General features: G+C 62.2%; 15 protein-coding genes and 1 tRNA gene. 15 read left to right on the top strand and 1 reads right to left on the bottom strand.

Features of this window, described 5'->3' with window-relative positions:
- Nucleotides 1-471: 471 nt before the first annotated feature.
- The 13 genes from opgC to ACMFWR_RS12715 all read left to right on the top strand — a co-directional run bounded on the left by opgC (nucleotide 472) and on the right by ACMFWR_RS12715 (nucleotide 18195).
- The gene (opgC, locus tag ACMFWR_RS12775) at nucleotides 472-1605 is read left to right on the top strand and encodes an OpgC domain-containing protein (protein WP_413192021.1); all 1134 of its coding nucleotides are present in this window, start codon (nucleotides 472-474) and stop codon (nucleotides 1603-1605) included.
- A 58-nt stretch (nucleotides 1606-1663) separates the two neighbouring features.
- Nucleotides 1664-3709, top strand: a complete 2046-nt coding sequence (locus tag ACMFWR_RS12770) for a tannase/feruloyl esterase family alpha/beta hydrolase (protein ID WP_413192020.1) — start codon at nucleotides 1664-1666, stop codon at nucleotides 3707-3709.
- A 148-nt stretch (nucleotides 3710-3857) separates the two neighbouring features.
- A complete protein-coding gene (locus tag ACMFWR_RS12765) occupies nucleotides 3858-5135 on the top strand; it encodes a NupC/NupG family nucleoside CNT transporter (protein WP_413192019.1) in 1278 nt (425 codons plus the stop codon).
- Between the two features lie 165 nt (nucleotides 5136-5300).
- The gene (locus tag ACMFWR_RS12760) at nucleotides 5301-6269 is read left to right on the top strand and encodes a nucleoside hydrolase (RefSeq protein WP_413192018.1); all 969 of its coding nucleotides are present in this window, start codon (nucleotides 5301-5303) and stop codon (nucleotides 6267-6269) included.
- Nucleotides 6270-6439: 170 nt separating this feature from the next.
- The gene (locus ACMFWR_RS12755) at nucleotides 6440-8416 is read left to right on the top strand and encodes an alkyl/aryl-sulfatase (protein WP_413192017.1); all 1977 of its coding nucleotides are present in this window, start codon (nucleotides 6440-6442) and stop codon (nucleotides 8414-8416) included.
- A 90-nt stretch (nucleotides 8417-8506) separates the two neighbouring features.
- A complete protein-coding gene (epsC, locus tag ACMFWR_RS12750) occupies nucleotides 8507-9433 on the top strand; it encodes a serine O-acetyltransferase EpsC (RefSeq protein ID WP_413192016.1) in 927 nt (308 codons plus the stop codon).
- 101 nt (nucleotides 9434-9534) lie between these two features.
- The gene (locus ACMFWR_RS12745; RefSeq protein WP_413192015.1) at nucleotides 9535-11391 is read left to right on the top strand and encodes an extracellular solute-binding protein; all 1857 of its coding nucleotides are present in this window, start codon (nucleotides 9535-9537) and stop codon (nucleotides 11389-11391) included.
- A 17-nt stretch (nucleotides 11392-11408) separates the two neighbouring features.
- Complete coding sequence (locus tag ACMFWR_RS12740; RefSeq protein WP_413192014.1) at nucleotides 11409-12452, top strand: microcin C ABC transporter permease YejB; 1044 nt, start codon at nucleotides 11409-11411, stop codon at nucleotides 12450-12452.
- Between the two features lies 1 nt (nucleotide 12453).
- Nucleotides 12454-13539 carry an ABC transporter permease gene (locus ACMFWR_RS12735; protein WP_413192013.1) on the top strand — a complete coding sequence of 362 codons (1086 nt, stop codon included), beginning with the start codon at nucleotides 12454-12456 and terminating at the stop codon, nucleotides 13537-13539.
- Nucleotides 13536-15167: an ABC transporter ATP-binding protein gene (locus ACMFWR_RS12730; protein WP_413192012.1), complete on the top strand. Its 1632-nt coding sequence runs from the start codon at nucleotides 13536-13538 to the stop codon at nucleotides 15165-15167. The genes ACMFWR_RS12735 and ACMFWR_RS12730 overlap by 4 nt, the downstream gene beginning before the upstream one ends.
- Before the next feature lie 514 nt (nucleotides 15168-15681).
- The gene (locus tag ACMFWR_RS12725; RefSeq protein WP_413192011.1) at nucleotides 15682-16359 is read left to right on the top strand and encodes a C40 family peptidase; all 678 of its coding nucleotides are present in this window, start codon (nucleotides 15682-15684) and stop codon (nucleotides 16357-16359) included.
- Between the two features lie 244 nt (nucleotides 16360-16603).
- Nucleotides 16604-16894, top strand: a complete 291-nt coding sequence (locus tag ACMFWR_RS12720) for a helix-turn-helix domain-containing protein (RefSeq protein WP_413192010.1) — start codon at nucleotides 16604-16606, stop codon at nucleotides 16892-16894.
- Nucleotides 16891-18195 (top strand): type II toxin-antitoxin system HipA family toxin, encoded by a 1305-nt coding sequence (locus ACMFWR_RS12715; RefSeq protein WP_413192009.1) that lies wholly within the window; start codon nucleotides 16891-16893, stop codon nucleotides 18193-18195. Before ACMFWR_RS12720 ends, ACMFWR_RS12715 begins: the two co-directional genes overlap by 4 nt.
- Before the next feature lie 160 nt (nucleotides 18196-18355).
- Here the strand turns inward: ACMFWR_RS12715 and ACMFWR_RS12710 are convergent, their stop codons facing one another.
- Nucleotides 18356-19459 carry a patatin-like phospholipase family protein gene (locus tag ACMFWR_RS12710; RefSeq protein ID WP_413192008.1) on the bottom strand — a complete coding sequence of 368 codons (1104 nt, stop codon included), beginning with the start codon at nucleotides 19457-19459 and terminating at the stop codon, nucleotides 18356-18358.
- 190 nt (nucleotides 19460-19649) lie between these two features.
- Here ACMFWR_RS12710 and gltX point away from each other — a divergent pair, with 190 nt between their 5' ends.
- Together gltX and ACMFWR_RS12700 are read left to right on the top strand one after the other, a co-directional pair.
- The gene (gltX, locus tag ACMFWR_RS12705; RefSeq protein WP_413192007.1) at nucleotides 19650-21044 is read left to right on the top strand and encodes a glutamate--tRNA ligase; all 1395 of its coding nucleotides are present in this window, start codon (nucleotides 19650-19652) and stop codon (nucleotides 21042-21044) included.
- Between the two features lie 262 nt (nucleotides 21045-21306).
- Nucleotides 21307-21382: transfer RNA gene (locus ACMFWR_RS12700), tRNA-Ala, on the top strand.
- The last annotated feature ends 100 nt before the right edge of the window (nucleotides 21383-21482 follow it).

Below are 21482 nucleotides of genomic sequence, written 5' to 3'. Positions count from 1 at the left end.
ATTTTTGGCCAGTTTCCGCTCCGATATTCAATCGCCCGGCGCAGATTGCCTCACGGTGATTTTCTATCTACTCCGGCATAAGGCCCGCTTGCATGTGCTTTCTTCAAACGCATGGTTGAAAGCGGATTGACGGGCGTTGGACAAGCGAGTCGCAAGATATGGCACATTGAATCGCAGAAGTCGGATAGCGAATTCGCTCGATTGCCGTGCCGACCGAATGAAGTATTTCTTTTTACAAAAACTGCTGCGTCCGATAAGCCAATCTTTATTTGACGCGATACCCTCAAACGGTGCCTGATACAGGCACGTTTATCGCAGCTTATTGGTCGACGAAAACGATCGACGAAAACGGTCACTGAAGCACCTTTCGGATTCCGTAATTGCCGGCAATACACTTTTATCGTTCGGCGGGGAATTTTCGGGCACGCGCAGTATCCATTCACAGACTCTCTTGCGCAGCGAGGCAGCGCGATGAACATGGCAGCCGGACGTTCGATCGATGTCGATTTCTTCCGCGGGCTGGTCCTGATCATCATTGCGCTCGATCACGTTACAGGGAGCTTTCTGTCGCGTTTCATGCTGCATGCATACGCGTTCTGCGACTCGGCCGAAGTGTTCGTTTTTCTCGGTGGCTACGCGTCCGCCGCAGCGTTTTGTGCTGTCGCCGCGCACCACGGCGAGCGTGCAGCGATCGGCCGCTTTCTCAGGCGTTCTGCCGAAATTTATCGCGCTTATCTCTTCACGGCGTTGCTGATGCTGCTTGGCGGCGGCTTGCTTGCGCTGTTCGATATGAATCGGCCGATGCTCGACATCATGGAGTGGCGGCCGTTTGTCACGCACCCCGTGCACGAGCTGATCGACATCGCATTGTTCCGGCGTCAACCCTATCTCGCCAGCGTGCTTCCGATGTACGTTGCGTTTGCCTTGATGGTGCCGCTGATGGTGCCGCTCGCACAGCGGTCGCCGTCGACGGCGCTCGCCGTGAGTGCGCTCGTGTGGGTACTGGCGCCGTGGCTCGTCTTTTTCGTGCCGATCGTGCATGCGCAGGACTGGGGCTTTAACCCGTTCGCATGGCAGGCGATGTTCGTTCTGGGCATCGTCACGCGATTGCAGCCCGTCAGCGAGGAGTTCGCGCGTTCGCATACGGCTCGCGTGCTGACCTATGCCGCACTGGTCGCTTTTGTCGCATTTGCTGCGGCGAGAGTGTTCGTCTTTACGGCGCCGTTGCCCGGCGCCATGAAGCAGACTTTGTCGCTGGTCCGCGTGATCAACTTCGCGGCGATCGCGTGGCTCGTCTCGGTGGCGGTGCGCGCCGGTGCGGTGCGCTGGCTCGCGGCGCGCCTGAGCGGCGTCGTGACAGTCGGGCGTACCGGCCTCGTGTGCTTTGTTGCAGGTACGGTCATTTCGCTGGTGGTCGACACGCTGACGCGCCACGGCGAGATTCACGGCGGCCGGGGCTTCGCGATGGCTGTCACCGGCGACGTCGCAACGATTGCCTGGGTGATTGGCGTGGCGGTCATGTGGCAGCGTATGCAGATGCGCGACCGCGGACAGCGGCTTGGCATGCACGCACGCGAAGCTGTCCGGAGAATGTTGCGCGCCTGACCAACCTTCGTGGCCTGTCGTTTGCGTGCAATGCGTGTCTCGCGTATACGTGTCACGCATGACGGAGCGTCCTCGCGGCCTGGCGGCCGAATTCTTTCGTTTATTCACCTTTCAGATCGTGGCCGGCAAGCGGTGCGGCATGCGAGGTGTGGCGTTTCCGTTCTCGGCCGCACCCGGATCGGCCCGGCTGCTGGTCGCGTGTACAGCCGTGCTCGGCTTCATGCAAGGGTGCCGCGACCTCGGAACGCAGCCGGCAGGGCAGGCGCCGGCGGCCGAATGGACGCAGACCACACTGCCGCGATGCGCGTCACTGGCCGGTCATATCCTGCCTCCCGGCGCGATCGGCTTGCCCACGCAGGGTGCCGTCATCGATGGCGCGGGGATGGTCAGCGCGGACCAGCCGGGCAATACGAATGGCACCTATTGCCGCATCACTGGCGCGATCAAGGCGTTGCGTACCGATACCCCCGATATCCGTTTCGAGGTGAATCTGCCGGTTCAATGGAATGGCCGCGCGCTGCAGATGGGCGGTGGCGGATACAGCGGTGAAGTGCAGCGCGCAACCGGTGTGGTCAGCTACGCGGGCGGACGCGCGCCATTGAGCCTGGGTTATGTGACGTTCGGTTCCGATACGGGGCACGTCGGCAATGCGTCGCGTGCGGAATTCGCGCTCAACGATGAAGCCGTCGAGAATTTTGGGTACGGCCACATCAAGAAGACGCACGACGTCGCGATTGGGCTGATGCGGATCGTCTACGGTCGCGACCCCGAGAAAATGTATTACGCAGGCGGGTCGACCGGCGGACGTGAAGGCTATACGGCCATCGAGCGTTATCCAATCGACTATGACGGGGTGATCGCGAACTCGCCCGCGCTCAACTTTTCGGGTGTGCGGATGTTTGGCCTGCTGGTGGGCCGCGCCGTCTACCTGGGCACCGATGGCTTTGTGCCGCCCGACAAGCAGAAGCTCGTGCACGCGCGCGTGCTCGCAGAATGCGATGCGCTCGATGGCGCTCAGGACGGGATCGTCAGCAATGTCGAAGCGTGCCGGGCACGCGAGGCGCAGACGATTGCGTCGTTGCGATGCCCGGGCGGGGGCGGCAGCGCCGCGAGCCGCGCAGGGAGCGTGCCGCGGCCCGGGCCGCCGATCACGCCGGCGGCACCGATACCGCAGTCGGGCACATCGGGTACACCGGGCAGATCGGGCGCATCGGGTACATCGGGTCCATCGTCGCAGGCGTCCGCAATCGCCGCACCTCCGGTCCCCGCACCGCAACAATCCGTTCCGGACCTCAGCCTCGATACGTCTACGCCGGCCGCGCAGGCCGTCGCTGCAGCGCAGGAACCGGCCGCCGCGCATCGACCTTCGACCGGCTCTCCGTGTCTGACAGACGCACAGATCGCGACGATGACCACCTTGCGCGATGGCATGACGCTGCCGTACACGCTCGCGTGGAACGTGCGGACCTATCCGGGTTACAACGTGTTTGAAGGCACGGACATGTCGGGCATCCTCGGGCTCGGCAATTCGCCCGTGCTCGTGGCGCCGCCGACCTTCGCCGCGAACGGCTATCTGTTCGCGCAGGGCGACGCCTATATCAAGTACTTCGTGATTCGCGACAAGACGGTGTCGGGCATGGAGTTCGACCCGCTCGAGCCGGGCCGCTATCAGCGCAGACTCATCGACCTGTCGGCAACCGTCGGAGCGATGGACCCCGACATCTCTGAATATATTGTGCGGGGCGGAAAACTCATCACCATGCAGGGTCTCGCTGACGAAGTGATCAGCCCGAACCAGACTATTGCGTTTTACCGGACGCTCGTCGATCGCTACGGGCAGGCGCGGATCGACGGCGTGATGCGACTCTATATGGTGCCGGGCTATCAGCATGGCAACGGCGTGTTCATCCCGTCGTGGGATGGTTTGCGCGCTCTCGATGAATGGGCGAGCCATGGCGTCGCGCCCGAAGGGCTCGTCGCGGTCGACACGGCGGCGGCGACAAAAGGGCGATCGAGGCCGCTTTGCCGATATCCGGCGTACCCGCGGTATACCGGAAAAGGCGATATCAACGCCGCGGCGAGCTTCGAGTGCAGCCGCCCTTAGTACACATTCGCGCGTACGACACCTAGGCGCGGCCCCCATTGCACGATTCTTTTCGCTCGGTCAGGATTCGCCTCGCACGCCAGGCCGCCATCCGTCCTGGCTCATTGTCGTTTCACCGCCATTTCAACAAGAATTCAGGTGTCATCGAATGATTATTGTCCGTAGCCTGCTCGGCATGCTTTTGCTGCTGATTATTGCGTTCCTCGTATCGACCAATCGGCGAGGCATCAACTATCGCGTCGTCATCTCGGCACTCCTGTGCCAGATCGCCATCGGCGCATTCGTGTTGTTCGTTCCGATCGGAAAATCGGCGCTGGCCGCGGCGGCCAACGGCGTCAATCATGTGCTGGGATACGGCAACGAAGGCGTGTCGTTCCTGTTCGGCGGCCTGAACAGCAACAAGATGTTCGAGTTGTTCGGCGGCGGCGGGTTCGTGTTCGCCGTGCGCGTGCTGCCGATCATCATTTTTGTGACGGCGTTGATTTCCGTGCTGTATTACCTGGGCATCATGCGATGGATCGTGAGCGTCCTCGGCACGATCTTCCAGCGCATCATCGGTGTCAGCAAGCTCGAGTCGTTTTCGGCCGTGACGACGATTTTCCTGGGTCAGAATGAGTTGCCCGCGTTGATCAAGCCCTTCGTTTATCAGATGAGCGGACCGGAGCTGTTCGCGGTGATGACGAGCGGCATGGCCGCGATCGCCGGTTCGGTGCTGGCCGGTTACGCGGGCCTTGGCGTCAGGATGGAATATCTGCTTGCTGCGTCGTTCATGGCCGTGCCGGGCGGGTTGCTGTTCGCCAAGATCGTGTGTCCGACCGCCGGCGTGAAGACGGTGGAGATCGAAGGCGCGCTCGAATTCGACGAAAAGCGCCCGGCCAATGTGATCGAAGCCGCCGGCTCGGGTGCGACGATCGGCCTGAAGATCGCGGTGATGGTCGGCGCCATGCTGATCGCGTTCATCGGCCTGATCGCGCTGATCAACGGTATCGTCGGCGGGATTGGCGGCTGGTTCGGTCACGGCGACATCACACTGCAATCGATCCTGGGCGTCATCTTCTCGCCGCTCGCCTATATGATGGGCGTGCCCTGGCAGGACGCGGCCATTGCCGGGAACTTCATCGGCCAGAAGATGATCCTCAACGAGTTCGTCGCGTATGTCGGACTGTCGCCGTACCTCAAGGATGCGGCTTCGGTGGCGGCAGCAGGGTTGACGGCGCTTGATCCGAAGACCATCGCAATCGTCTCGTTCGCGCTGTGCGGTTTTGCGAATTTCGCATCGATTGCGGTGCTCACCGGTGCGTTCAGCGCGGTGGCGCCGGAGCGTCGTTCGGAAGTCGCCCGCTACGGTGTGCGCGTCGTGATCGCCGCCACGCTGTCGAACCTGATGAGCGCCACGATCGCAGGGATTTTTCTGTCGTTCTCGTAAGACGCCCATGTCGTGCGAGGGCGGGGCTGATGCGGGAGGCTCATCCGCATGCCGCCGCCGCGCGATGAGACGCCAACACCGACGCCCGCTCTCAGTGACGCGGGCGTTGTCATCTGAAGGTCCGCAAGGTCCGCAAGGTCCGCACTAAGGACGAGAGGGTTTGCGATGGGTATGCACAAAGTCATATACGACACCGACCCGGGTGTCGACGATGCGATGGCGCTGCTGTTTCAGGTGCGTCATCCCGACATCGAATTGCTCGGTGTGACGAGCGTGTTCGGCAATGCGACGATCGAGACGACCACGCGCAACGCGTTGTACCTGACGGGCAAATTTGCGCCTCACGTACCGGTCGCGAGGGGCGCGGCCGCGCCGCTCGTGCGCACGGCACCGGGACCGTTGCCGTTCATTCACGGTCATAACGGCGTCGGCGACATCGATGTGCCGGCCGACGATGCACTGGGTGGCGTGCTCGACCCGCGGCCCGCGCATCGCTTCATCATCGATACGGTGCGCGCGAATCCGGGGGAAGTGACGCTGATCGCCGTCGGTCCGATGACCAATCTCGCCTTGGCGCTGGCCGAGGCGCCCGATATCGCGGGGCTCGTCAAGCAAGTCGTGATCATGGGCGGCGCGTTTGGGTATCACGGCATTCTCGGCAACGTATCGCCGGCCGCCGAGGCCAATATCTTCAATGACCCCGATGCCGCGGATCAGGTCTTCAATGCGTCATGGCCGCTGACGATTGTCGGACTCGACGTCACCGAGCGCACGATCATGACGGCGGACTATCTGTCGTCCCTGCGCGATGCAGCGGGTAGCGATGGACAGTTCCTCTGGGATGTCTCACGCGTTTATCACGAGTTTCACCTGAAGAGTGAAGGCCTCGACGGTATCTTCGTGCATGACTCGTCGGCGGTTGCTTTCGTGGTGCGGCCTGATCTATATACGACGCGCAGCGGCCCCGTGCGCGTGATCACCGAAGGTCTGGCGATCGGGCAGACGATCCAGAAGCCGTTGACGATGCCGGTGCCCAACCCGAACTGGGATGGGCGTCCTGCGATGACGGTCTGCGTCGACGTCGATGCGCCCGGCATGCTCGAGTTGTACCGGTCGACCATCGTAGGCCGTTAAATTCAGTCTTTTCTGACGCAATAGGCGACTCGGGCTGATCGTAATAGCCCAGGTCCGGAAGCTACTCTCGCTGGCGCCTGATTTCGAGGCGTCATGCGCGACACGCGAGGCGATTGAAGCCTGCGGGCGCGCGTGTTTTTCCACGAGAAGGTTTTCCGGATTCGAAGCCTATGAAGATGAAAAGGTTTGCCAGAGACATCGCTGCGGTTGCCGCGATACTCGGCCTGTCTTTGCCCGCGCTGGCCGCGCCGGTCGCGGCGGGCAATGCAACGCCGATCACCGCCGCCCACAATCGCCAGGTGCTCGATACGCTGCCGTTTGCCGACACCAGCGACTTCGACGATGCGCGCCGCGGCTTTATCGCGGACCTGCCGAGCGCTGTGGTTAAAGACGAAGCGGGCCGCCCCGTCATCGATCTCGGCGCCTATGACTTTCTGAAGGCCGATCGGCCGGCGCCCGATACCGTCAACCCGAGCCTGTGGCGGCAGTCCCGGTTGCTCGATATTCGCGGCCTGTTCAAGGTGGTCGACGGGATCTATCAGGTCCGCAATATCGACCTCGCGAACATCACCTTCGTGCGCGGCAAGACGGGCTGGATCGTGATCGATCCGCTGACTTCAGTCGAGACGGCGCGCGCGGCACTCGAACTCGTCAATGCGAAGGTCGAGCGCCTGCCGGTCAGTGCGGTGATCTATACGCATAGTCACGTCGATCACTTTGCCGGCGTGCGCGGCGTCGTCGACGAGAAGGACGTGCGCAGCGGTAAGATTCCGCTCATTGCTCCCGTCGGCTTTATGGAGGAAGCGGTCAGCGAAAACGTGTTCGCCGGTACGGCGATGAGCCGCCGCGCTTCGTATATGTACGGGAACCTGTTACCCAAGAACGACAAGGGCAATGTCGGCGGCGGCCTCGGCATTACCACGGCGGCCGGCACGATGACCCTGATCGAGCCGAACCAGCTTGTGACGAAGACCGGGCAGACGATTACGATCGACGGTGTCGACACGGTCTTCCTGATGGCGCCAGGCTCGGAAGCACCGGCCGAGATGCTGTTTTATTTCCCGCAGTACAAGGCGCTGGACCTCGCGGAAGACGCCACGCACACGCTGCACAACCTGCTGACGCTGCGTGGCGCGAAGGTGCGCGATGCCGCGAAATGGTCGTCTTACCTCAATGAAGTCATTGGGCTGTGGGGTGATAAGGCCGTCGTCTCATTCGGTAGCCACCACTGGCCGCAGTGGGGTTCGCAGCGCATCATCGATCACCTCGAAAAGCAGCGCGATCTGTATAAGTACATTAACGACCAGACGCTGCGGATGATCAACAAGGGCAAGTCGATGCACGACATCGCAGAGACGTTTGCCTTGCCGCCGAGTCTGGCCAAGACCTTCGCGAACCGCGGATACTACGGCGATCTCAAACACGACGTGCGGGCCACGTATCAGTTGTACCAAGGCTGGTGGGACGGCGATCCGGCCGGCTTTGATCCGTATCCCGCGGTCGAGGAGGCGCAACGCTACGTCGCGCTGGTGGGGGAGGACAAACTGCTTGCCGGTGCCCGCGATGCGTTTGCGAAGGGTGACTATCGCTGGTCGGCGACGCTTGCCCATCATGTGGTGTTTGCGGATGCGAAGAATCAACAGGCGCGCGAGCTTGAAGCCAATGCGCTCGAGCAGCTCGGTTACCAGTCCGAATCCGGCCCGGTGCGCAATGTCTATCTGACGGGGGCGCAGGAATTGCGCGATGGCGTTCAGAAGAAGGACGTGCCGAACTCGAGTTCGCCGGACGTGATCCACGGCATGTCGACCGAGATGTTTTTCGACTTTCTCGCGATCCACCTCGATGGACCCCGCATCGGCGATCGCCGCTATGCGTTCAACATCACGTTCCCCGATATCCATGAAAAGTATTTGCTGACCGTCTCCAACGGCGTGCTCAACTACGAAAAGGATGTCGAGGGCAAGGATGTCGATGCCTCGATCACGCTGGATCGGGCGACGCTGGACGAAGTCGCGCTCGGTCACATGCATCTGAGCGACCTCGGGTCGAACGGCAAGGTCAAGACGAGCGGCCATCCCGAGAAATTCCGGGAAATGCTCGGTTATTTCGACCGGTTCGACTTCTGGTTCACGATCGCCGAACCTTGATTCTCGGATTCGGCGATACTTCGGCCTGAGCGTATCGATCGAGGGACGGCTGGTTTGGCCGGGTGTCCCGCTTCTGTTCAGGCCGAACTTATGAATACACAACGAGACCCGGATTCGCCGCGACTGTTCGACAACCTCAACGAGGTCGTTTCGCGGCTGCGCGAATCGCGGGAAAGCACGCACAAGGTCCGGCATCGCGGCCATATTCGCGAACTGCCTTCGCGCAACGCGATGCATGAGATCGTCGAAATGGTGTCGGCCGTGCTGTTTCCGACTCACTACGGGCGCCCGGATCTGCATGACGCCAATATCGATTTCTATGTTGGCGACACGCTGTCGGGCGCGTTGAGTTCGCTCGCCGAGCAGGTGCGGCGGGCCTTGCTGTTTTCGGCCGATGAACGTGATCCGCGCGATGGCGGGCTGGTCGACAAGGCGCACGATCTGACGGCGCGCTTTGCCGACGCGCTGCCCGATATTCGCGCCGTGCTGGTCAGCGATCTGTACGCGGCTTACCAGGGCGACCCCGCCGCGACGAGCATCTCGGAAGTGCTGCTGTGCTATCCCGGTTGCGTCGCCATCATCCATCACCGGATTGCGAATGCTTTGTACCGGTTGGGCGTGCCGCTGCTGCCGCGTCTGATTGCGGACATTGCGCATTCGTCGACGGGCATCGATATTCATCCGGCCGCGACGATCGGCAACAGCTTCTTTATTGACCACGGTACCGGTGTCGTTATCGGCGAGACGGCGATCATTGGCCGCGGCGTGCGTCTGTATCAGGCGGTGACACTCGGTGCCAAGCGCTTCCCGGTCGAGGCCGATGGCGCGCTGACCAAGGGCGTGCCGCGGCATCCGATCGTCGAGGACGACGTGGTGATTTACGCGGGCGCGACCGTGCTCGGCCGCATTACGATTGGCAAGGGCTCGACGATTGGCGGTAACGTCTGGCTGACACACGATGTGCCCCCGGGCAGCAACGTGTCGCAGGCGCAGATGACGTCGACCACGGGCATGTAAGCGGCTCGAGGACGATCGGCCAGGCCCGTTTCGCGATAGACGGGCCTGCGGTTAGAATCCTCCCACTCCTGTCCTTCCGGACCGTCGATACCCGGGGCTCCATGAACGTACGCTTGCGTCGTCTTGCTTCGCTGCTGGCCGCCGCATGTGCGTTGTGCATGGCGGCAGTCGCACCTTCGGTCCATGCGGCCGGCGGCATCGCCCAGTACGGGACCCCGAAATACGCCGACGGCTTCGCCCACTTCGACTATGCGAACCCCGATGCCCCGAAAGGCGGCACGCTGACACTGGCGAATTTCGGCGCCAGTTTCGACAAATTCAATCCGTGGACCTTGCGCGGCGTGGCCGCGCCCTATGTCAGCTCGCTGATGTTCGAGACGCTGATCACGAACAGCGCCGACGAACCCAATTCCGCATACGGGCTGCTGGCCGACGATATCCGGCTGGCACCCGACGGGATGTCCGTGACCTTTCATTTGAATGCGGCCGCCCGGTTTTCGAACGGTGATCGCGTGACCGCGGACGACGTGCGGTACTCGTACGAGATGTTGCTCAGCAAGCAGGCGAACCCCGCGTTCCGCGTCGCACTGACCGACGTCAAAGGCATCGAGGTCATCGATGCGTCGACGGTGCGCTTCACGTTCAAGCGGCATAACGGCGATTTGCCTTATGTCGTGGGCGAGTTGCCCGTGTTCTCGCCGAAGTGGGGCGTCAAGGCAGACGGATCGCACACGGCGTTCGACAAGCTCGCGTTCGAGCCGCCCATTGCGTCAGGACCTTACCTGATCGATCGATACGAACCGGGCCGCGATATCAGCTACAAGCGCAACCCTCAGTACTGGGCGCAGAACATTCCGTCACGGCGCGGCATGTATAACTTCGACCGCGTCGTGTTCAAGCTTTACAGCGACGATGTCGCTCGGCTCGAGGCCTTCAAGGCAGGGGAGTTCGATGCGATCTCCGAAAACCGTGCGCGCAACTGGGTGCGCTCCTATACGGGCGAACGTTTCGATAGCGGCGCGATCATCAAGCGCGAGTTTTCGAATCACAACGGCGCGAATATCCAGGGGTTCTATATGAACCTGCGGCGGCCACTGTTTCAGGATCGGCGGGTGCGCGAGGCCCTCAATCTTGCATTCGATTTCGAGTGGGCCGACCGCATGCTGTTTTACAAGCTCTACGATCGCACTGAGAGCTTTTTCATGAACACGGACTTCCAGGCAAGCGGCATGCCGTCGGCCGAAGAGCTCAAGTTGCTCGAGCCGTTGCGCAATGAACTCGATCCGTCGGTGTTCGGGCCGATGATCGTGCAGCCCGTCACGACACCGCCGCATTCGCTGCGCGATAACCTCCGCAAGGCGCGAGCGTTGCTCGCGCAAGCCGGCTGGACCTATCGCGACGGCGCGTTGCGCAACGCTGCAGGTCAGCCGTTCCGCTTCGAGATGCTCGACACGGGCGCGGCGTTGCTCGAGCAGGTGTCGTCGGTCTACGCACGCAATTTGCAGAAGCTCGGCATCACGATGGTCTTTCGCAAGACCGATTCCGCGCTTTATCAGCAGCGGCTCGATAACTTCGACTTCGACGTGACGACGCTCGTGATGCCGGCCGTGCAGGTGCCGGGTTCCGAGCAGATCGAGCGATGGGGCAGCAAAGCCGCCGATACACCGGGCTCCGACAACCTGATCGGCATCAAGTCGCATGCAATCGATGTGCTGGCCGATGCGGTCGCTTCCGCACACACGGAGGCCGATCTGCTGGCTGCCAGCCATGCGCTCGACCGCGCGCTGATCAGCGGGTGGTACATCGTGCCACACTGGTATTCGCCCAGATTCCTCGTCGCCTACCGGCGTGAACTCGCTCGCCCGGCCACCGTGCCGCTGTACTACCAGGTCGACGGTTGGGTTCTGTCGACGTGGTGGTGGGGCAGCGGCGCGGGTGCGGCGTCGGCGGCGCACTGAACCGAACGGGAACGATCATGTTCAGCTATATCCTCAAGCGGTTGTTGTTGATGATCCCGACGCTGATCGGCGTACTGACGGTCACGTTCGCCGTGATCCAGTTCGTGCCCGGGGGACCGGTCGAGCAGGCGGTGCACGACCTGCGCAAGGCCGGCGAGCAGGGCTCCGTCGCCGGCATGACCTATCGCGGCAACTCGGGCATCGATGCGCAGCAGATCGCTCAGCTGCGCGCCCAGTACGGATTCGACAAGCCGCCGCTCACACGCTATTTCACGATGCTTGGGCAGTTCGCCCGATTCGATCTCGGCGACAGCTATTTCCGGCATCAGAGCGTCTGGTCGCTTGTGGTGTCGCGCTTGCCCGTGTCGATCAGCATTGGCGTGTGGACATTCCTGATCACCTACCTCGTATCGATACCGCTCGGGGTCGCCAAGGCGCTCTGGCATGGCTCGACCTTCGATCTCGTGACGAGCATCGTGGTGCTGATCGGCTATGCAATTCCGGGATTCGTGCTCGGCGTGGCCTTGCTCGTGCTGTTCGGAGGCGGATCGTTCTGGCATCTGTTTCCGCTGCGGCACCTGGTCTCCGACAACTTTGATCAGCTGAGTTTCGGCGCGAAGATCGCCGACTATCTGTGGCACATCACCTTACCCATCGTCGCGTCGGTGGTCGGCAGCTTCGCGGTGATCACGATGCTGACCAAGCATTCGTTTCTCGAGCAGATCCGGCGTCAATATGTGCTGACGGCGCGCGCAAAAGGGCTGTCCGAGCGCCGCGTGCTGTTCCGGCATGTGTTCCGCAATGCAATGCTGCCGCTGGTCGTCGGGTTTCCTTCGGCGTTCATCGGTGCGTTCTTCGCGGGGAGCCTGCTGATCGAAACGCTGTTCTCGCTCGAAGGGCTCGGGCAGCTCTCGTACGAGTCGGTGATCCGGCGCGACTATCCGGTCGTGCTCGGCACGCTCTATCTCTTTACGCTGATCGGGCTCGCGACGCGGCTGCTTTCCGATCTCTGCTACGTGTGGGTCGACCCGCGTATCCGTTTCGAAAGCCTGGAGCGATGACATGAGCCTCGCCTACGACGTCGGGGCAGAAGCTCCGCTCGCATCGCCGACGCCGCGCGTGCGCGCGTGGCGGCGATTCCGTCAGCACAAGCTCGGGTTCTGGAGCCTGATCGTCTTTGTTGTGTGGTTCGGCTTCAGCCTGCTCGCCGTGCTCTGGTGCAACGACAAGCCGCTTGCGGTCCGCTATCAGGGGCACTGGTATTTCCCGATCGTGCAGACCTATGCCGAAACCACCTTCGGGGGCGATTTTCCGACCCCGGCCGACTATACGGATCCCTATATCAAGGACAGGATCACCACGAATGGCAATGTGGCGTTCTACGCGCCCAATCCGTATTCCTACGACACGATCAGTTATTTTTCGGAGTCGCCCAATCCGGCCGCACCGTCCCGTGCGAACTGGCTGGGCACCGATGACCGCGGGCGTGATGTCTTTGCGCGCCTGGTCTACGGGTTTCAGTTATCGGTGCTCTTCGCGCTTGTCCTGACCGTGATCGGCACGGCGGTCGGCATTCTCGCGGGCGCGATCCAGGGCTATTTCGGCGGGCGACTCGACCTGACCGCGCAGCGCCTGATCGAAGTCTGGGGGGCGCTGCCCGAACTGTATCTGCTGATCATCTTTGCGTCGGTGTTCGAGCCGAGTCTGTTGCTGCTTGTCGTGCTGCTGTCCTTGTTCGGATGGATGGGGCTTGCCGATTACGTCCGCGCCGAGTTCTATCGCAATCGCGCCCAGGACTACGTGAAGGCCGCGCGCGCGATCGGGTTGTCGAACGCGCAGATCATGTGGCGCCACATCCTGCCGAACAGCCTGACGCCGGTCATCACGTTTTTGCCGTTCCGGATGAGCGGGGCAATCCTTGCGCTGACGAGTCTCGACTTTCTCGGCCTGGGCGTACCGCCGTCGACGCCATCGCTTGGCGAACTGCTTGCGCAAGGCAAGGCCAATCTCGATGCATGGTGGATCTCGTTGTCGACGTTTCTCGTGCTGGTCATTTCGTTGATGCTGTTGACGTTTATCGGCGACGCCCTGCGCGATGCGCTCGACACGCGTGTGGCGGAGACGGTTCGCGCGGGAGGCGGTCAATGAGTGACGCTCCGCTGCTGTCGATTGAAAAGCTTTCGGTGGCGTTTGGCGGCAGCCGGGCCGTGAATGATCTCGATCTCGAGATACGAAGCGGCGAACGCGTGGCGCTGGTCGGCGAGTCGGGGTCGGGCAAGAGTGTCACGGCGCTCGCCGTGTTGCGCCTGCTGGCGGATGCGCAGATCACCGGTGCGATCCGGTTTGCCGGCGAGGACCTGCTTGCGAAGCCCGAGCGGACGATGCGAGGCATCCGCGGCGCGGACATCGCGATGGTGTTCCAGGAGCCGATGACCGCGCTCAATCCGCTGCTCACGATCGGCGAGCAGATCGGCGAAGCGGTGATCCAGCATGAGCAGGTCTCGCGTACCGAGGCGCGCTTGCGCGCGATCAAGCTGCTGGATCGCACGGGTATTGAAGACGCCGAGCGGCGCATCGATCATTTTCCCCATCAGTTGTCGGGTGGCCAGCGTCAGCGCGCCACGATCGCGATGGCACTCGCATGCCGGCCGCGGCTGCTGATCGCCGACGAGCCGACCACGGCGCTCGACGTGACGGTGCGTGCTCAGATTCTCGAGTTGTTGCTCGACCTTCAGCGCGACGCGGCACGGCAGCGGGGCATGGCCGTGCTGATGATCACGCACGACCTGAATCTGGTGCGGCGTTTCGCGCATCGCGTCGCCGTCATGGAGCACGGCACGCTCGTCGAGGCGGGTGAAGTCGAGCGCGTGTTCTCGAATCCCGTGCATCCCTACACGAAGCGACTGATCGAAAGCCGGCCCACGCGTGCGTGGCTGCCTGTCATGCCGATTGCACCGGTCGTGCTTGGCGCATCGGATGTGTCGGTGACGTATTCCTCGGCGCGGCCAGGCGTGGCAGGCTGGTTTTCGCGTGATCGCTTCGATGCGGTCAAGCGCGTCAGTATCGAACTGCGGCAGGGCGAGACCGTCGGCGTCGTCGGCGAGTCGGGCAGCGGCAAGTCGACGCTGGCGATGGCGATGCTCGGACTTCAACGCTCGTCGGCCGGCCAGATCGTGTTCGAGGGCGAACGCCTGGAGAATTTCCGTGGCGCTCGGCAGAAGGCGTTCCGGGCGAAGGTGCAAGTGGTGTTTCAGGATCCGTACAGCTCGCTGTCGCCGCGTCAGACGATCGAGCAGATTGTCGGCGAGGGACTCGCGCTGCACCGGCCCGAACTGACCCCGGCGGACTTGCGGGCCCGCGTCATCTCGACGTTGCGCGAGGTCGGGCTCGACCGCACGGTGCTCCAGCGTTATCCGCACGAGTTTTCCGGCGGGCAGCGGCAGCGCATCGCCATTGCGCGCGCGATCATCCTTCAGCCTCAGGTGCTCGTGCTGGACGAACCGACCAGCGCGCTCGACGTGTCGATTCAGCAGCAGGTGCTGGCGCTGCTGACGGGGCTGCAGAAGAAATACAACCTCGCTTACTTGTTTATCACCCATGACCTCGAAGTCATCCGGGCGATGGCGCATCGCATCGCTGTGATGCACGCGGGAGAAATCGTTGAGCAGGGCGACGCGGATTCCGTGCTCGGCGCGCCGCAGCATCCCTATACGCGCCGCTTGTTCGACGCCGCGTTTGGCGGACTCGACGCCGCGAAGGATGGCGCAAGTGCATAGCCGGATGTAGGCGTTGATCAAGCAAAAAGAAGGCAGGGCGGCAGGCAGAAAAAACGACCGGTTGGCGGGCGTACTGCGTTTAATGCGCGCGCAGGCATGATCGGTAAATGATGCCGATAAAATATTTTTTAGTGCGCGACGCCGGTAAAGCCTTAAGTCTTGTCGCGGACCGCCGATAAGCTTGGTGTACCAGCGCGAGTGGACAACGATGTCGGGTCAGGTCTCGCGGGGTGTTGTGCGCTAAGAAGGTGCTTCTTTGAGGTAATTGTTGCTGCCTGTGCGTGCAATCAGGGGTTTGGGGTGGTGGATCGTGTTGTGGTCAGATTTTCTGGGCGTATACCCTTTTATCGGCCGCAAAGCTTTGCCAGCTGCGGGATTGACGGAAAATTAGCACCAAATCGGTGATTGTTTTCAGTTAATTGCTTTGACAGGCAAATACTATCTGTTTAGTATCCCCCAAACTTTACGCAACCGTGGGGTTCGCCTCACAAGCCTAAGTCACTCTTACCGACCGATGTATCACCGAACAACCAGAAAGTTTTGTGAGCGCGCGCTGGCTATCGCATTCACAGGTGCGATGATCGCCGGTTCGAGCTCGGCACTTGCCGAAGAGGCGAATACAGTGCCGGCCCTTGGCAGCGCTATCAGCGCCAATGCCTTCGGCACCGCAATCGATTCGAATTCCACGCCCGCCGCCGATGCGGCAGGCTCGTCCGCCAAGAATACCCAGTCGTTCCTCTCCGGTGTCGCCTCGAAGGCTGGCACGGTGGTGGTCGGCGCGCTGAACATGATCGGCGTGCGCTACCAGTGGGGCGGCAATTCTCCTGACTCCGGCCTCGACTGCTCGGGCTTCGTGCGCTACGTGTTTCGCGACACGCTGGGCATGACGCTGCCGCGCCGCGCCGAAGAAATGAGCCAGATGGGCGAGAAGGTCAAGATGACGGACCTCAAGCCGGGCGACCTCGTGTTCTTCAACACGATGCGCCGCACGTTCTCGCACGTGGGTATCTATATCGGCGACAACAAGTTCGTGCACTCGCCGTCGACCGGCAGCAAGATTCGCGTCGACGAACTGGACGACAGTTATTGGGAAAAGCGCTTTACCGGCGCGCGTCGTGTTGACGCGTCGTTCTCGGGCAGCGATCTCAAGGCCAGCGTGAGCCGCCTGACAGCAGGTCCCGACGCAGAATAAGTGCAATCGAGCCGGGCTACCTGGCGCGATGACACTCGAAAAACCCCTCCCCGGTGATGCCGGCGAGGGGTTTTTTATTGCTTTCGCGGCCCAGGCTTGCGCACGTGGCGTGCTGCGTCGTGCGCATCCAGTGCGTATGATATTCAATACTAAAAATATAAATAGTATGGTATTTCATACGTTCCATAGGTTATTTGCCCGATGAGAGTATGATGATTCATACATTTTTATTCGAGTGTATGACATGTCATTCACCTCTCAACTTCGTGTCTTACTGAGTCGCCGCGATGTCACGCTCACTGCGCTGGCACCCCGCATCGGGATGGCGCGCAGCAATCTGACCGCGGCTTTGTCGGGCCGGCATGACACGCGGGCGTCGACGCTCGAGGCGGTCGCGTTTGCGCTCGATGCGCAATGGATACTCGTTCCGCGAGAGCAGGTGGAAAACGTTCAGCGCGTGCTCGAGGGCAAAAGCCTGGGGCCGGACCGGGACGCGAAAACGGCCGCCGAATTGTTCATGGAGTCCGAGTCGTGAGCGCGACCTGGCACCCGCGATTTCTCGAAGTCCGCTTAAACGGGGCGCTGTGCGGTTTTCTTGCTGAGCTGGAGGGTACGTGCCGGTTCGTGCCAGCGAGCGCCTACAGAGCCGCGGAAAGCCGTCCTACACTCACGTTGTCGATGATGATCCCCAATCGACGCCAGATCGCGGCGGAGATCTTCGGCAATCCGTTTCATCCGGCGGTCTACAACACGGAGGGCAGGCTGCCGCCGTATTTCGCCGGGCTGCTGCCCGAGAGCGAGCTGCGCCGGCGCCTCGAGGCGACGCGTCACAACGTCGGCGACCGCGATGACTTTGGCGTGCTGGCGGCCGCAGGCAATGACTTGCCCGGTGCCGTGGTCGTCACGCCGGTAGCCGATCCGCATGCGCTGCCCGACGACGTGCGCACCTTTGGCGTGACCGGCGGCGCGGACAATCTCGAGGCGGCGGTGATCGAGGGGGCCACGGAGGGAGCGGCATCGATTTCAGGGGTTCAGAACAAGCTTGCACTGTCGACGATGTTGCGTGGCTCGCGCTACACGATGCCGGGACATGGCCGCTTGTCGGACCTGATCGCGAAGCTGCCCGCACGTAACGACGACTCGCAGATATTCAACGAATACGTGTCAATGCAGCTGGCCAAGGCCGCAGGCGTCGATGTCGCGCAGTGCGAGCCGATGCCGCTCGATGCGATCGAGATACCGGGCATCGCAGAGCTGGGCGGTTCTGCGCAGTACTTCCTCGGTGTCGAGCGGTTCGACCGGCAGGGCAATGAACGCATTCATGCTGAAGACGCGTGTCAGGCGTTGGGGCGCATGCCGAGCGCCAAGTACGCGAAGGCGGACCAGTTTGCGATCCTTGTGCGCTTTCTCGCAGCGATGAGTCCGAAGGGCGTCGATGACGTGCGGCAGTTTTTCACGCGGCAGGCGGTCAACACGCTGCTGGGCAACAGCGATGCGCACCTGAAGAATTTTTCGCTGATCTATCGCGACCCGGTGATGCCGCAACTGAGCCCGGCTTACGACGTCGTCTGCGTCGCCGCGCTGCCGGCCTTCACCGCCTACGGCACCAATGTGGCGATCGACAAGTCGCAGCGCGCACAGACTCTGGCCGACTATGCCGGGATGGCCGCCGCGTCCGGCGTGCCGTCGCGAATCGCGTTGTCGGCGGTGCGTGCGGCCGTCGCTGCGGCGAAAGCGTCGTGGCCGGCGCTGCTCAAGCAGTTGCCGACGCCGGCGGGCATGGCCGACATCGTGCTCGAGCGGCTCTCGGGCTTGCCGCTGGCGCGAGAGGTGTAGCGCAGGGCTACACAGACCACGATGATTTGATGCCGCTGCCGGGATCAAACAACGGTGCGTCTGGTGCGGTCATCGGCATGATGAGGCGCAACCGGTGATGATCGTCACCACGACGAGCGCCACGAAGCAGGCCGGCGCTGCCGCGACGAAGGGCCGGCGTCTACCGTGCGCTTGTCAGATCGGCCGGTGCCTTGCGCGCGGCCGCCAGTTTGCGCTGGATATCCGGCCACGCCGCATCGACTGCTTCCTCGCCCGCGAGGATCGCCGCGTTGCGATCGGCGAAATCGGCGCCGCCCATCTTCGAGAGATTGGGCCGGATCACGACATCGGCGTATTTGTCGAGCTCATAGGCCTTGATGCTCTGGCCCATGATCGTGAACGTCTGCATCAGCAGGTCGAACGAGCTCGACGTCACTGCGCTTTCGGGGCGCGAAGAAATGTCGACCGCGATCACGAAGTCGGCGCCCATCTTGTGCGCGAATGCTGCCGGCACCGGGCTCACGAGTCCGCCGTCGACATACTCGTGACCCCCGATCTTCACGGGCTCGAAGATCGACGGAATGCTGCATGAGGCACGGACCGCTTGTCCGGTATTGCCGCGCTGAAACAGGATCGGCTCGCCCGTGCGCAAATCGGTGGCGACGATGCCGAGCGGCACCTTGAGCTGTTCGATCGGCCGGTTGTTCAGCGTCGTGTTGAGGTAGTTCTCGAGTGCAACGCCCTTGATCAGACCTCGCGAGCGAAACGGCATGGCCCAGTCGCTGATCGACGCTTCATCGAGCTTGAGCGCGGCCTTGTTCATCTGCAGACCGTTCATGCCCGACGCGTAGAGCGCGGCGACCACCGATCCGGCGCTCGTGCCCGCGACGAGATCGGGATGAATGCCGTGCGCTTCGAGCGCCTTGATCACGCCGATATGTGCAAACCCGCGCGCGGCGCCGCCGCCGAGCGCGAGGCCGATGCGGATCTGGCGCGGAGTGACTTGCGCGCCGGGCGGGACGAGCGGCGAGCTGGGCAGGGCAGGGTTCGCAGCGCCATCACGATCGGACGACGAAGGCGCCGTGGCGATGTCCGTGGCCGTCCCGGGTGTGCCGTTCGGTACTACGCCGCTTTTGATCGGCGGCGGTGAACTTGCGCAGGCGGCAAGCACCAGGCTGAGCGCGAGCGCACCCGCACGCAGCCATCGGGCTGTGCGTGTGTGTGGCCGCGAAGGGTGTTCGGACGGGGCAGACGCGCGGCGCGCATCGATTCGGGTGATCGGCATTCAACTTCTCCAACTGCAGTGCGCCGCAATTATAAGGGCGTCGATTGTGGGCGCGATGAACGCGTCGGGAAGGGAGCCGATGCGAGGTGCCCGTAAAGGCGCGCGCCGGGAGGGCTATAATTTCGCGTTTCCTTTCCGCCAAGCATCCGTTGCGGCATCTCCGCTCGCACGGGCGACCTGTCCGAAGCTCATGACCACTCCAGTCCGCACCCGATTCGCACCCAGCCCGACCGGCTTCATCCATCTCGGCAATATCCGCTCCGCGCTGTACCCGTGGGCGTTCGCGCGCCACAACAAGGGCACCTTCGTGCTGCGTATCGAGGACACGGACGTCGAGCGCTCGAGTCAGGAAGCCGTCGATGTGATTCTCGAAGGCATGGACTGGCTCGGTCTCGACATCGACGAGGGGCCGTTCTATCAGATGCAGCGCATGGACCGGTATCGCGAAGCGCTCAAGGACATGCTCGACAAGGGGCTCGCGTATCCGTGCTACATGTCGACCGAAGAACTCGACGCACTGCGCGAAGCACAGCGTGAACGCGGCGAAAAGCCGCGCTATGACGGCACGTGGCGACCCGAGCCGGGCAAGGTGCTGCCGACGCCGCCCGAAGGCGTGCAGCCGGTGATCCGTTTCCGCAATCCGCTGACGGGTGCGGTCGCATGGGACGACGCCGTCAAGGGTCACATCGAAATCTCGAACGAAGAGCTCGACGATCTCGTGATCGCCCGTCCCGATGGCACGCCGACGTACAACTTCTGCGTGGTCATCGACGATCTCGACATGAAGATCACCCACGTGATTCGCGGTGACGATCACGTGAACAACACGCCGCGCCAGATCAACATCCTTCGCGCGCTCGGCCAGGAACCGCCCGTGTACGCCCACTTGCCGACGGTGCTCAACGAAGCTGGCGAGAAGATGTCGAAGCGCAACGGTGCGATGAGCGTCATGCAGTATCGCGACGAGGGCTTTCTGCCCGAAGCCGTGGTCAACTATCTCGCACGACTCGGCTGGGCACACGGCGATGCCGAGATCTTCTCGCGCGAGCAGTTCGTCGAATGGTTCGACCTCGAGCATCTGGGCACGTCGCCCGCGGCCTACGATTCGGACAAGCTCAAGTGGCTCAACGGCCAGTACATGAAGGAAGCGGACAACGCGCGGCTCGCCGCACTCGCGAAGCCATTCCTCGTCGCGCTTGGCGCGGACCTTTCCGCGGGGGCGCCGCTCGACCAGGTTGTCGGACTGTTCAAGGATCGTGCGCACACGGTCAAGGAACTCGCTGAAAGTGCATCGATGTTCTACGTGACGCCGCAGCCTGATGCCGCATCGCGCGAGCAGCATCTGACCGACGTCATCAAGCCCGTCATCGGTGATCTCGCGGCCGCGCTTCGCGATGTCGAATGGACGAAGGAAGCGATCAACGCGGCGTTCAAGGCCACGCTCGGCGCGCACAAGCTCAAGATGCCGCAGCTCGCGATGCCGGTGCGTCTGCTTGTCGCAGGCACGACGCATACGCCGTCGATCGATGCCGTGCTGCAGTTGTTCGGGCGCGATGTCGTGTTGTCACGGCTGGCGCAGGCCTGAGCACCGCATCGCGTTAAATCGCTTCGTGGTGTCTGGATGCCCGATGGTGCATACCGCATACGTGACGCAGACGTATTCGACGGGGCAGGTCCAGATACGCAAGCGACGGCTTGATGTCACGTTGAACATCGTGCGTGTCGCATGATGTTCAACGTCGCTTCATTCCGGTGTCACATGGGACCCGAGCACTTTTTTCCATTTTTGTTTGCGCAGGGTATTTACAAGGTTCGAAGCGTTCTTTAATATCTCGTTTCTCTGCACCGGGGGTATAGCTCAGCTGGGAGAGCGCTTGCATGGCATGCAAGAGGTCAGCGGTTCGATCCCGCTTACCTCCACCAAGGATTCAGAGGGAAGTTTCAGTCGTGCGTTTTTATTGCGCGGCGATCGAGGTGACAATCGGTCGCAAAGCCGCATGAGATAAGGCTCCGACGAAAAAAA

The sequence above is a fragment of the Pararobbsia alpina genome, assembly GCF_965118125.1.
Classification (GTDB): domain Bacteria; phylum Pseudomonadota; class Gammaproteobacteria; order Burkholderiales; family Burkholderiaceae; genus Pararobbsia; species Pararobbsia alpina_A.
Note: the sequence above shows the minus strand (reverse complement) of the source record. Positions and strands in the feature narration are given on the sequence as shown.

Excerpts from the sequence above, each read along its gene's own strand:
- opgC (WP_413192021.1), top strand. The coding sequence starts at position 472 with ATGAACATGGCAGCCGGACGTTCGATCGATGTCGATTTCTTCCGCGGG.
- ACMFWR_RS12770 (WP_413192020.1), top strand. The coding sequence starts at position 1,664 with ATGACGGAGCGTCCTCGCGGCCTGGCGGCCGAATTCTTTCGTTTATTC.
- ACMFWR_RS12765 (WP_413192019.1), top strand. The coding sequence starts at position 3,858 with ATGATTATTGTCCGTAGCCTGCTCGGCATGCTTTTGCTGCTGATTATT.
- ACMFWR_RS12760 (WP_413192018.1), top strand. The coding sequence starts at position 5,301 with ATGGGTATGCACAAAGTCATATACGACACCGACCCGGGTGTCGACGAT.
- ACMFWR_RS12755 (WP_413192017.1), top strand. The coding sequence starts at position 6,440 with ATGAAGATGAAAAGGTTTGCCAGAGACATCGCTGCGGTTGCCGCGATA.
- epsC (WP_413192016.1), top strand. The coding sequence starts at position 8,507 with ATGAATACACAACGAGACCCGGATTCGCCGCGACTGTTCGACAACCTC.
- ACMFWR_RS12745 (WP_413192015.1), top strand. The coding sequence starts at position 9,535 with ATGAACGTACGCTTGCGTCGTCTTGCTTCGCTGCTGGCCGCCGCATGT.
- ACMFWR_RS12740 (WP_413192014.1), top strand. The coding sequence starts at position 11,409 with ATGTTCAGCTATATCCTCAAGCGGTTGTTGTTGATGATCCCGACGCTG.
- ACMFWR_RS12735 (WP_413192013.1), top strand. The coding sequence starts at position 12,454 with ATGAGCCTCGCCTACGACGTCGGGGCAGAAGCTCCGCTCGCATCGCCG.
- ACMFWR_RS12730 (WP_413192012.1), top strand. The coding sequence starts at position 13,536 with ATGAGTGACGCTCCGCTGCTGTCGATTGAAAAGCTTTCGGTGGCGTTT.
- ACMFWR_RS12725 (WP_413192011.1), top strand. The coding sequence starts at position 15,682 with ATGTATCACCGAACAACCAGAAAGTTTTGTGAGCGCGCGCTGGCTATC.
- ACMFWR_RS12720 (WP_413192010.1), top strand. The coding sequence starts at position 16,604 with ATGTCATTCACCTCTCAACTTCGTGTCTTACTGAGTCGCCGCGATGTC.
- ACMFWR_RS12710 (WP_413192008.1), bottom strand. The coding sequence starts at position 19,459 with ATGCCGATCACCCGAATCGATGCGCGCCGCGCGTCTGCCCCGTCCGAA.
- gltX (WP_413192007.1), top strand. The coding sequence starts at position 19,650 with ATGACCACTCCAGTCCGCACCCGATTCGCACCCAGCCCGACCGGCTTC.